The following is a 9,705-nucleotide window of genomic DNA, read 5'->3' as shown; positions in this document are numbered from 1 at the left end:
GGTCTCTGTTCCTGCGGTCCTTTCTGCATCCAAGGGCAGACCCTTGGTCGTGGTTGAGCGGCGACACGCTCTCACCGCCTCAGGCGGTTCAAGCTGGGGTGTTGGGGGGCGGCGCTAGGCCCCCTGACCGAGAGTTTTTGCATAGCAAAAACATATCTCGCTACCCTACAGTTTGACAGCTAAGGACTAACAAAGCCTTAATCCAGAAAAACTGCGAGGCCCGATTGTCTATGTCACCAGAGAAGCCGCTCGAACTGCCCCGTGGTCATAGACGCGCACGTCAGGAAAAGCCGCCTGCCGCCGAGTGGATGACGGACGCAAATATCGCCCAGCTCCTACCCTACGAGGAAGGCGCTATCCTCCTTGGAAAACACGCGGGCCAGCTCGTCGGGGTGACGGATGACAGGCACCTGCTGACGGTCGCCGGATCCCGCGCGGGTAAATCCTCGACTTGTCTCAAGCCGAACCTGAAACGATGGCCGTCCTCCGTCCTGTGCATCGACCCCAAAGGCGAGCTGGCGATGGAAACCGCCGACGCCCGCGCCGCCATGGGACAGGCTGTCTACATCCTCGACCCGTTCGAGGAGGTGAAAGGCCCCGCGGCGCAGTACCGCGTCGGCTTCAACCCTCTGGCCGAAATCCGCGAGGGCGACCCCCGCGACATCGTGGATAATGCCAGCATCGTCGCCGACGCCCTCATCCTGCCGTCCAAGGGCGACAATTCCGACCACTGGTCGCTCTCGGCCAAGAACCTGCTGCGCGGCCTCATCCTCTACATGCTGGCAAAAAACGCCGATGCCGCATCGCTGACCCTTCTCCGCAAACTGGTCAATTCCCCGCTCCGCGCTCCCGACGACGCGGACGCCGATGCACCGATGTCCCTGTCCGAACGGTTCACGGAAATGGTGGAGGACTATCCCGACGACTTCGGGGGTGTAGTGGCAGGTGTCGGCGGAACGATGGACGGTAAACCCCCAAACGAGCTGGGTTCCATCGTCTCCACGGCCGTCGAACAAACGGCTTTTCTTGATGGCGACCCTATGACCGAACATTTGGGTAGCATCGGCTTGCCCTCGATGCCTTCGCTACGCCAGCTCAAGCGAACACCGACAACAATCTACCTTGTGCTGCCAGCATCGCGCATGGCGACGCATTTTCGATGGCTACGGGTGGTCCTGACACTCGCCCTCGCTGCACTCGAGCGCGAGCCGATGGCCTTGCCTGCCCCACGCAAGGACACGGCCCCCTCTGTCCTGTTCGTGCTCGAGGAGTTTCCCCAGCTCGGCTATATGCGTCAAATTGAGGCCGCAGCGGGCCTCATGGCAGGCTACGGGGTCAAGCTATGGACGGTGTTGCAGGACCTGTCCCAACTGCGCACCCTTTATCGCGATTCATGGGAAACCTTCATTGGCAATGCAGGCGTCGTGCAGGCGTTCGGGAACACAGACGCAACGACGCTGGAATACATCTCCCGTACACTCGGCACGCGCCAAATCACCGAAACGCAAGACAACCGCCCTACCCCGTCCGCCATGACAAGCGGCGCGCGGGTGTCGTCTGAGACCCGCAACACCGTCCCGTTGCTCGCTCCCTTTGAAATCGCCCTCTATGGCGGGCGTGACACTGGTCGGCAATTCGTCATGATGGCGGGCAAGCCACCCGCCTACATAGAGCGTCTTTTGCATACTGAGGTGTAACGTATGTTGGTTGAGTACCCGCGTGACAAGCTCACATTGGACTTAGAAAGCGATAATCCCAAAGTCACGTACGAGGTCACCTCATATTTGCTTACGCTGGAGACAACGCCGTACCACTCATCGGTCGATACGACGCAGATATTCGTGGAGAATGAAATAGTCCGAGATTTCACCCTAAGCTTACGCGAGGGAAAGCTTGGCGAGCATAGCGTCTACGATCTTGGGACATTCGAAATAGTAAACGCCCATCAATGGGATGGCCGTCAGCCAAATGCCCTTGTAGGCAAAGGGCCGAGCCGTACTCGTATACTTGAAGAGCCACCCCTATTCCATATCGCAGCAGTCAATGTTGCAACAGGTGAGCGCGTAGTTGCCGTAAGGACCCATTGCGAAAAAGACCAAGTCTTCACGGTAATGAATCGGCTCAACGCCATGCTCGACTATACCCGCCGCGTGTGTGCACCATGGCAAGACCTTATCCAGAACGACGAGCTCATCCCAGTTGACGAGATACGCGACGCGCTCCAAGACATGCCGCCTCGCTTCAAGTTCTCACCTCTACCCGAACGTGAGCTGAGCGAAAAAGCGGCAACGCTTGTCCGCAAGTATGTCCGCTCTCACGTCATCACTACCGAAATCAACAAGGCTGCAGCAGCTCAAGAAGCCAAGACGGCTGCTATGGCAACCACACGGAACGAAAAAGAAAGAGCCAAGGAAGAAGCGCGGCAGCAGAGCGTTGAGAGGATTGCCGAAAGCGGACCACGATGGCGCCCCGCAATCATCGTGGTCGTATTATTCGGCGTGTTTCTCATTCTGCTGAACTTGTAGCGAGGGGGGTTCCTCCCCTCGCGCTCCCCTCCGCTCGCCGCATGGCAGACCCCGAAAGACAAGGCTTTCGGGGTCGTTCGGTAGGCTGTTCAGTCATGGTCGACCTCAAGGAAAATGCGGTCCAGTCGGTCCTATTTTCCTTGACCCAGCCCCTGCCCTGCTTGGGCATTTGCCAAACGTTGCGAATGTGGCAAGATGTTCGGTGAACAGGCCCGAACAAGAGGCCGTCCCGAACACCGAACGAGAGGCAGAACCACTATGAAACTATCTCTGAACAAGGCTGCGCAGACCTATAAGGTCTCGAAGTCGACTCTATCAGAAGCTTTGAATACAGGGCGCTTGAGCGCATCAAAGGATGCGCGGGGGCGATGGGAAATCGACCCGTCCGAGATGGACAGGGTGTTCCCCCTGAACAGGGCCGAACCGCAGTTGTCCCGAACACCGAACGCGGCCCCGAACACAGAGGCGAACACCGAAAATCGTATCGAAAACGCCCGCTTACAGGCCGCTCTTGATGCGGCAGAGGCACGGCTGTCGGACATGCAAGAGACGGTCACAGACCTGCGGTCGAGGCTCGATCAAGAGGGAGCTGACAGGCGAGCGGCACAAGCTCGCCTTGAAGACTTTCAAGACCGGCTAACGCCTGCACCCGCACCAGAGGCCCAAAAATCGCCCTCTGGTGGCTTCTGGTCGTTCTTCGGGGGCAAGGGTAGGGCAGGGGCCTAGAACGCCTCTACGGGCTTCCTATGGCCCCAAGGTCCGCCCCGAACAGGGACAGCCTCCCGATGGTCGGACACTTCGGCCCCTCTATTCGCTCCCGCGTGGGGCCTGTGCGTCTGTTCAGGTCGCAACGAGAGTGAACTCTAAGGCAATCAATTATAAATCATGGGCCTGAGCCACACCACAGAGGCTGAAGCAGCAAAAGCTTTTTCCCCAGTCAACTGTAAGTGTCTCACATTTTGTGAAAAATTTACGTTGACCCTATAGGGCTGAATGTCGGATTTTAGGGATGTGTAGGCGGAAGGGGTATCAGTCCCCTTCCGCCGAAACTGGAGGCGAGTGCCCCCGCCACATGAAAGTTGCTGGTATCTTTTGCAGGAGCACCAGCTTCCCTCACTTCCTGAAAGTGACATGTGGCGGGTAACCTCGTCAATAATTTTGCGGTAGAATTACCGAAATCTCTCCTTCCAGCATATCCAAAGAACCCTTGTAAAAAAGGATTCTTAGCCTCGATCCTTTTACAGGCAACGGTAGCTTTACCGCATTTTAGCGAGGGGAGAGCGGCAGGGCGCGAAGTCCTTGCTCGATGAAGGCCCGCGCAAGCCGCGAGTGCGGAATGCCGCGTCGCTTGGCTTCGGCCTTCAAGGTCTCAAGCTCGGTCTGCGAGATACGCATCTCTAGGCGCGCGTCCTTCTTTCCCAGTGTGAACGTGACAGGTTGAAATCCTGACAGATCGTACTCTGACAAGTCGGCTTCATCGGTGAACGCCTGCGCGGCTTCGTCAGTCGTGTGCACTGGCAGGGGCTTATCGGTTTTAGTTGTCTTGCTCATACTTCTTCACCTCCTTTCGGTGCATGTATCTTGCTGAAACGGGTCGGATGAGGGCACCACCAGCTCTAGACGGTCGAAGGGTGAACGACACATAGGCGGCCCGTCCCTCGTCAGTTTTTCCGATGGCCTTCATCCGTTCCTCGACTTGCGAGTGATTGGGATGCGGTTTGATCGCGGGCGTGTTGAGAAACACCTCCTCGATCTCCGCACGGGTCATGCCGTGCTTACCGCACTTGGGCCAGTTGCCATCGTCCCAGTCGAACCCTTCAAAAACCACTTCATTCATAGCTTAGTATAACATTTGTACGTACAAAATCAATGAGACGACATTCCTACCTTTGAGCCAAGGGTTTGGCGGTTGTGGTTAGTGCCTGTTCCTTCGGAGCCGCCTTCGCTGATGCCGTCTCGGAGACGGGCGGGGTTCTGTTGCAAGGGCGCGTAGCGGGAGCGGAGCCACGCGCAGGGGCAATGCCCCGAGCATGGCGAGCACCCACCCCTTGCGACAGGTTCACGACTGGCTCAGGCATCTCTCAGCGAATGGCGCTTCCGATGAACCAAGGCACGTCGTCTGTTCCTTTGGTGAGCTAGAGCGAACCGAGGCCGCGCGCAGCCCGTAGGGCTGCATATGGCGGCCAGAGTATCGCCCTTCGGGCGATTCCGCATAGGGCGGCGTAGCCGCCTCTAATTTTTCAGTGTCGTAGTGTCGAGTGTTGAGTGTGAGTGTCCTCACACTCTCCACTACGACACTGACACTATGGACCAAAAGCGGAAGGTAGGGAGGGCAAAAGTGGAAAGTAGGGAGGGTACGAGCGGAAGGTAGGGAGGGTACGAGCGGAAGGTAGGGAGGGCATCGACGGAAAGTAGGGAGGGTACGAGCGGAAGGTAGGGAGGGCTTAAAGCGGAAGAATTGAGCGGAATATCTTCCTATGGCTTCCGTTCGTGAAACCGTTAAGCTTGCGGAATGGAGTCGCTAACCGTCTCAAGCTCAATGCTCATCCCCTCGGCCTCGAACGTCGAGATCACGCCTGCCATGCTGACGGTGCTGTGGGGTGTGGCCCATGAGATTGACCGCTTGCGCCTACCTCCAAATTATCCCGATGCGAAGTGGCTAGAGATACCGACCCGCTTGCTACGTAACCCTGAGGGCCGCTCCGATAATGTGTGGCTCAAATCGTGCCTTCGGCGGCTGATGGGCGTTGAGCTAGAGGGAGGGAACAAGGACACTGAGTGGGGCGCGGTCGTTCTTGCCCAATGGGAGATGACGGAGGGTGGCTCCAAGGTAAGGCTCCTTATCCCCCCTGCGGCCATCGCGGCCATCCGTGCGCCCAAGACCTTTGCCAAAATCGAGATAACTGCCGCCTATCGTCTCAAGGGTCACGCCCGCCGCCTGTACGCGGCCCTCGCGGACAAGAAACGCATGGGGCAAACATGGTGGGAGTATACTCTTCCCGAGCTACAGACGCTCTTTGACCTGCGCGGCAAGTACTCAAAATGGTATGACTTCTCACGCTACGTCCTCACACCCGCCATCGCTGAAATAAATGACTTTGGAACGGTCGAAGTGACGGCCATGCCAGTCAAATTTGGCCGCTCCATCGGGTCGGTGCGGTTTGACTGGCGATGGAAGGATATCCGCGCAGCCGAAGTGACCGACGAACAAAATGAACGCCATGGCTCCGCTCGACACAAGGACCAAGGCGACGGCTCCGCGCCGCCACTGACAGAAGAAGCCAAAGCGACAGAACGTCAGTCCGCTTTTCTGGAATGGTCCAAAGAAAACAAGGGCCAGCCCTACAGCGACTTTATATACTGGTACGATTCCAAGCATTAGGAATGATACGATGCTAGAAGTGACAACGCCTGAAGAATTCTTCTTTAGCACCCCGCTGTATACCCAATGCGACATAAGCCATATTATGGATAGCTTAATTAACCTTGGGTTGGATCAAGGGAATATTGATGGTCACTGTGTCTGGTGCGGAAGAACAGTACCGTTTAAAATAAACAGAATAATGGCCCCTGTAGTAAGCAACCAGTATATTCATGAAAGAATTAAGGGAGTTCAGGTGATTAGACTGGATTGCCAACGTCAAACTAATCATAAATACTATTACTACTTTATAAAAGACGGAACGACAGGCAAAAAAATAGGACAGCTTCCATCTCTTGCTGATATTTCTTTGGACGAGATCAAACCATATCGAAAAGATATGGAACGAATAGATTCTCAAGAACTCCATAAGGCTATTGGATTGGCAGCACATGGTTCTGGGGTGGGTTCATTTGTCTATCTAAGGCGAGTTTTTGAAAGACTTATATACTCCCATTTCGAATCTAACAAAGGCGAGGAGGGATGGAAAGATGATGATTTCTACAAACTCAGAATGGAAGAGAAGATTCTTCAGTTAAAAAGCTATCTTCCAGATTTTCTTGTGGAGAATAGAAACGTCTACTCCATACTTAGTGTTGGCATTCACGAGCTAGACGAGGACACATGTTTAGGGTGGTTCGACGTTATGAGAGAATCAATCTTTATAATCCTTGAAGAGGACCGAAAAAATAGGGAGGAGAAAAAAAGACAAAAGGCATTTTCTGAAATTATTAAGACATTCAAAGCACCACCCAGCACAGAACCCTAATAATTTACTCACCAGTCTATTGCATCATGATACATTCGGCGAACCTCATCTTCGAACCGCGGTGAGTTGCGAAAATCATCGGGGAAGCGAGATAACCCGCGCTCTTTAACTAAGTTATAAAGCTCTTCTGGCATCGCGTGTGGAAGTTCCGTCAAGCTACCCATGCCGGGAACCGCACGTAGAGCGCCTTTATGGCGCATCGATACGATTACTGGAGAGTTATAGTATGCCAACACGGTTTCCACTCCCTGTTGGGTCATAGCCCAGCAGACACATAGCTCGTTGAGATTAAGGGAATAGAATGCTTTCTCGCTTGATTTTTTCCTTGCTTGCTTGGCTCTAAATCTTTGATACGGCCACTGTATTATTCGCCAGATCGTAGAGACCAGCTCCAATGAAAGCACTGCGGCTGACGCAATAGCTGCTATCACAATCTGTGATTCGTAGTTTTCTGCAAATATTGGCTTATCTACACCAAGACGATCAAAAGGAATAAAAATTAGTGCCGCAGAGCATACAAATACGACAAACGCCAAGCGCGGCGACTTAACGAATTGAAAAGCTTGGCTAAACCACTCCAATAGAGCACGTCTCCTCTACCTCGACACAAGGTGCTATAGAAAAATCGGAAATAAAATCTGCGTTTTGGCGGATTTAACTTCCCTTGTTACATATCCATCTTGCGCCCGCCGCCGCCTCGACTACGCAATGTCCGTTGCCGCTCTAGGTCCTTCTTCCGCGCTCGCTCACGGATGGCCTTCATCCGCGCAGGGTCCTTCTCTCCATCGAAGTCCCTTAAGAGCTTATCTTGTTGCTCTTTTGTTAAACCTGCTTTGTCTAGTTTGCGCTGCTCCACAATGACTTTGTCCGCTTTCTCCTTGGCGGCCTTATGTATTTCAGCCTCCGTTTTGGCAGCCCCCAAGAACTTGCTATCCGATGGCTTCAGACCCTTGTCAGCTTTCCATCTCTGAATCTGCTTTTCAATTATTGCATTCTCATTCCGAAGTCTCTTTATTTCGGCATGATAAGTATCAGTATGGAGCTTCATTTCATCGTCATTACTGGACATATGAGATTGCCTTATGCTAATATTGGCGATGGATGTTTTTGAATTTCAAAGCTGGCTAGATAAAATTACCGAACCTTTCTGCACCGATTACGAAAGAGATATTCACTTTCGATACATTATGGAGCTTTGCCGCGAGCGTGATTTGCCTTTGGATATCTCACTGGGATTGTTGCACACCGCATATGCCATGATGTTAGCAAACAATGACGAAAAGGCGACCTCAGAGTTCATAAGCGAGCTTCGGATAGTGGCAAGTGCCGCCGAAACAGCAGGGAATCGGATGAACATTCGATCCAGAACCAAGGCTATCGCTTCCGAGAGTTAGGGACGCGGTCACTAGTCCAGTGTTCTCCCCTCATCGCCGCGTTTTCGGGTTCGTTTGCGGGCCTTGCTTCGTGTTCGCTCACGAATTGCCTTCACCCGCTCAGGGTCTTTTTTCCTGTCGAAGTCCTTCAAGACCGAGGACGGATTGCGGGCCACGTGTTCTTCGCCCTTTGCTTGCTCATCTTTCTGCTGTCGCTTCCAGACGTCGTCTACCTTACCCCTCGTGGCTTCGTAGCGGGCTGTGTCCTGCGCTCGATGTGCGGCACGGAGTTGGTCGCGGTCATGTCGCCATGCCTTCGTTATCTCGCGTCCTGCATCCCTGACGGTCTGGCCCTGACGGGACGCCAAGGCTTTGCGCTCGGCCTCCTGCGTCTTGATGAAGTCTGCTCGTTGCACTTGGTCGTTCACCACGGCGCGGAACGTTTTGATGATCGAGGACCCCGAAAGGCGGCGGGCATGACGCAGCCGCACGGATAGGCGGCGATCGTAGGCTTCCAGCTCGTCCCTCTGGCGGCGGAACACGTCGCGCCAAATGGGACGCCATAGCTCTTTGACCTCGGCACGGCGGGCGGCAAAGCGGGCCTCCTTCTGCTGCCACAGAGCCTCGAACTGCGTCTTGCGGTCGGGCTTCATGGCGGCGGTCTCGGCGCGATGCTGTTCCCACAGCTCCGCCGTCTGCGCCTTCTTCCATTCGAGGTAGGTTTGACGGGTTGGGCTAGCGTCCTTCACGAACTCGCCCACGCGCCGGCGGAAATCATTGGACGCCCGCGCGGGGCATAGATGCTCCATGCCCTGCTGCCGTCGATAGGCGAGCGCCCAGTTGGACAGTTTGAGGCGGTCGTTGCCAGTCGAGGCAGCGCGGCCCGTCTCGGCACAAACACGGTTCACCACGACATGCACATGCGGATGGTCGGTGTCGTTGTGCGCCACGATGAGCGCCTGACGGTCGGCCATGCCGAGCGCCTTGAGCGTATCCCTCGCGGCCTGCACCTGGTCGGCCATGCTTGGGGCCTCGGACGGGTGCCAGGCGAGCGAGTAGTGATAGACGGGCTTGTCGATGGCCTTGCCAACTTTCACGCCTGCGGCTCGTTTTAGGGCATCGGCATGGGTGGCTGTGTCGATCATGTGAGCGATAGCGCGCGCGGCGTCGTCGGTCGGCAAATTGGCGGTCTCGACGAAGGCCACGCGCTCGGACGTGGCCGCGCCCTTGTCGTGCAGCAGGTAGGCCCCGACGCCTTTAAAGCTCGCGCCTTGAGTGGCTTTGACGATCATGGCCAAGCATCTGGTCGAAGATAACCTCTAGCTGCTCACAGGACCGCACGAGCGAGGCAGGCAGGGCCTCTTTGCGAGTGTTGAGCGCCTTGGCTATCTGATTGAGGTTCACGCCGATGCGCCGCAGCTCCTGACGCAGCTCGAAGTCGTCGGAGGTGGCCGCGACACGTACGGGCTTTCGTTCGGCAGCAGCCCGAACGAACGCTGTGAGGGACAGCCCGCCCGCATCCGCCTTCTGCTGAAGGAGGGACAGCTCGGCGGGGGACAGGCGGATGTTCACCTGTTCGGTGCGGCGTTCGGTTGGGTCCTTCTTCGGGCGGGCCAT

Annotated in this window: 10 protein-coding genes; 4 read left to right on the top strand and 6 right to left on the bottom strand. The window is 55.5% G+C overall.

The features are described from left to right. Positions 1-230: 230 nt before the first annotated feature. Both I8N54_RS20095 and I8N54_RS20090 read left to right on the top strand, forming a co-directional pair. Positions 231-1,697, top strand: a complete 1,467-nt coding sequence (locus tag I8N54_RS20095; RefSeq protein WP_140197657.1) for a type IV secretory system conjugative DNA transfer family protein — start codon at positions 231-233, stop codon at positions 1,695-1,697. Between the two features lie 3 nt (positions 1,698-1,700). Continuing rightward, positions 1,701-2,525, top strand: a complete 825-nt coding sequence (locus I8N54_RS20090; protein ID WP_140197658.1) for a hypothetical protein — start codon at positions 1,701-1,703, stop codon at positions 2,523-2,525. Positions 2,526-3,791: 1,266 nt separating this feature from the next. Here I8N54_RS20090 and I8N54_RS20080 read toward each other — a convergent pair. Both I8N54_RS20080 and I8N54_RS20075 read right to left on the bottom strand, forming a co-directional pair. Next, on the bottom strand, positions 3,792-4,076 hold the full coding sequence (locus I8N54_RS20080; protein ID WP_140197660.1) for a CopG family antitoxin: 285 nt from the start codon (positions 4,074-4,076) through the stop codon (positions 3,792-3,794). Then, positions 4,060-4,362: a BrnT family toxin gene (locus I8N54_RS20075; protein ID WP_231592788.1), complete on the bottom strand. Its 303-nt coding sequence runs from the start codon at positions 4,360-4,362 to the stop codon at positions 4,060-4,062. Before I8N54_RS20075 ends, I8N54_RS20080 begins: the two co-directional genes overlap by 17 nt. A gap of 744 nt (positions 4,363-5,106) precedes the next feature. Here I8N54_RS20075 and I8N54_RS20070 point away from each other — a divergent pair. Together I8N54_RS20070 and I8N54_RS20065 are read left to right on the top strand one after the other, a co-directional pair. Then, positions 5,107-5,907: a replication initiation protein gene (locus I8N54_RS20070; RefSeq protein WP_198571767.1), complete on the top strand. Its 801-nt coding sequence runs from the start codon at positions 5,107-5,109 to the stop codon at positions 5,905-5,907. Positions 5,908-5,917: 10 nt separating this feature from the next. Then, positions 5,918-6,715 (top strand): short-chain dehydrogenase, encoded by a 798-nt coding sequence (locus tag I8N54_RS20065; RefSeq protein WP_140197662.1) that lies wholly within the window; start codon positions 5,918-5,920, stop codon positions 6,713-6,715. Positions 6,716-6,723: 8 nt separating this feature from the next. Here I8N54_RS20065 and I8N54_RS20060 read toward each other — a convergent pair whose 3' ends face one another. The 4 genes from I8N54_RS20060 to I8N54_RS20040 all read right to left on the bottom strand — a co-directional run bounded on the left by I8N54_RS20060 (position 6,724) and on the right by I8N54_RS20040 (position 9,705). Continuing rightward, complete coding sequence (locus I8N54_RS20060; protein ID WP_140197663.1) at positions 6,724-7,296, bottom strand: super-infection exclusion protein B; 573 nt, start codon at positions 7,294-7,296, stop codon at positions 6,724-6,726. 86 nt (positions 7,297-7,382) lie between these two features. After that, positions 7,383-7,784, bottom strand: coding sequence for a hypothetical protein (locus I8N54_RS20055; protein WP_197097715.1), 402 nt, complete (start codon positions 7,782-7,784; stop codon positions 7,383-7,385). Between the two features lie 336 nt (positions 7,785-8,120). After that, the gene (locus tag I8N54_RS20045; RefSeq protein WP_140197666.1) at positions 8,121-9,380 is read right to left on the bottom strand and encodes a relaxase/mobilization nuclease domain-containing protein; all 1,260 of its coding nucleotides are present in this window, start codon (positions 9,378-9,380) and stop codon (positions 8,121-8,123) included. Beyond that, positions 9,346-9,705: a plasmid mobilization protein gene (locus tag I8N54_RS20040; RefSeq protein WP_140197667.1), complete on the bottom strand. Its 360-nt coding sequence runs from the start codon at positions 9,703-9,705 to the stop codon at positions 9,346-9,348. The genes I8N54_RS20045 and I8N54_RS20040 overlap by 35 nt, the downstream gene beginning before the upstream one ends.

Source organism: Pelagovum pacificum, assembly GCF_016134045.1.
Taxonomy (GTDB): domain Bacteria; phylum Pseudomonadota; class Alphaproteobacteria; order Rhodobacterales; family Rhodobacteraceae; genus Oceanicola; species Oceanicola pacificus_A.
Note: the sequence above shows the minus strand (reverse complement) of the source record. Positions and strands in the feature narration are given on the sequence as shown.

What these genes read in the sequence shown, in the direction of transcription:
- I8N54_RS20095 (WP_140197657.1), top strand. Translation starts at nt 231, where the DNA reads ATGTCACCAGAGAAGCCGCTCGAACTGCCCCGTGGTCATAGACGCGCA.
- I8N54_RS20090 (WP_140197658.1), top strand. Translation starts at nt 1,701, where the DNA reads ATGTTGGTTGAGTACCCGCGTGACAAGCTCACATTGGACTTAGAAAGC.
- I8N54_RS20080 (WP_140197660.1), bottom strand. Translation starts at nt 4,076, where the DNA reads ATGAGCAAGACAACTAAAACCGATAAGCCCCTGCCAGTGCACACGACT.
- I8N54_RS20075 (WP_231592788.1), bottom strand. Translation starts at nt 4,362, where the DNA reads ATGAATGAAGTGGTTTTTGAAGGGTTCGACTGGGACGATGGCAACTGG.
- I8N54_RS20070 (WP_198571767.1), top strand. Translation starts at nt 5,107, where the DNA reads ATGCTGACGGTGCTGTGGGGTGTGGCCCATGAGATTGACCGCTTGCGC.
- I8N54_RS20065 (WP_140197662.1), top strand. Translation starts at nt 5,918, where the DNA reads ATGCTAGAAGTGACAACGCCTGAAGAATTCTTCTTTAGCACCCCGCTG.
- I8N54_RS20055 (WP_197097715.1), bottom strand. Translation starts at nt 7,784, where the DNA reads ATGTCCAGTAATGACGATGAAATGAAGCTCCATACTGATACTTATCAT.
- I8N54_RS20045 (WP_140197666.1), bottom strand. Translation starts at nt 9,380, where the DNA reads ATGATCGTCAAAGCCACTCAAGGCGCGAGCTTTAAAGGCGTCGGGGCC.
- I8N54_RS20040 (WP_140197667.1), bottom strand. Translation starts at nt 9,705, where the DNA reads ATGGCCCGCCCGAAGAAGGACCCAACCGAACGCCGCACCGAACAGGTG.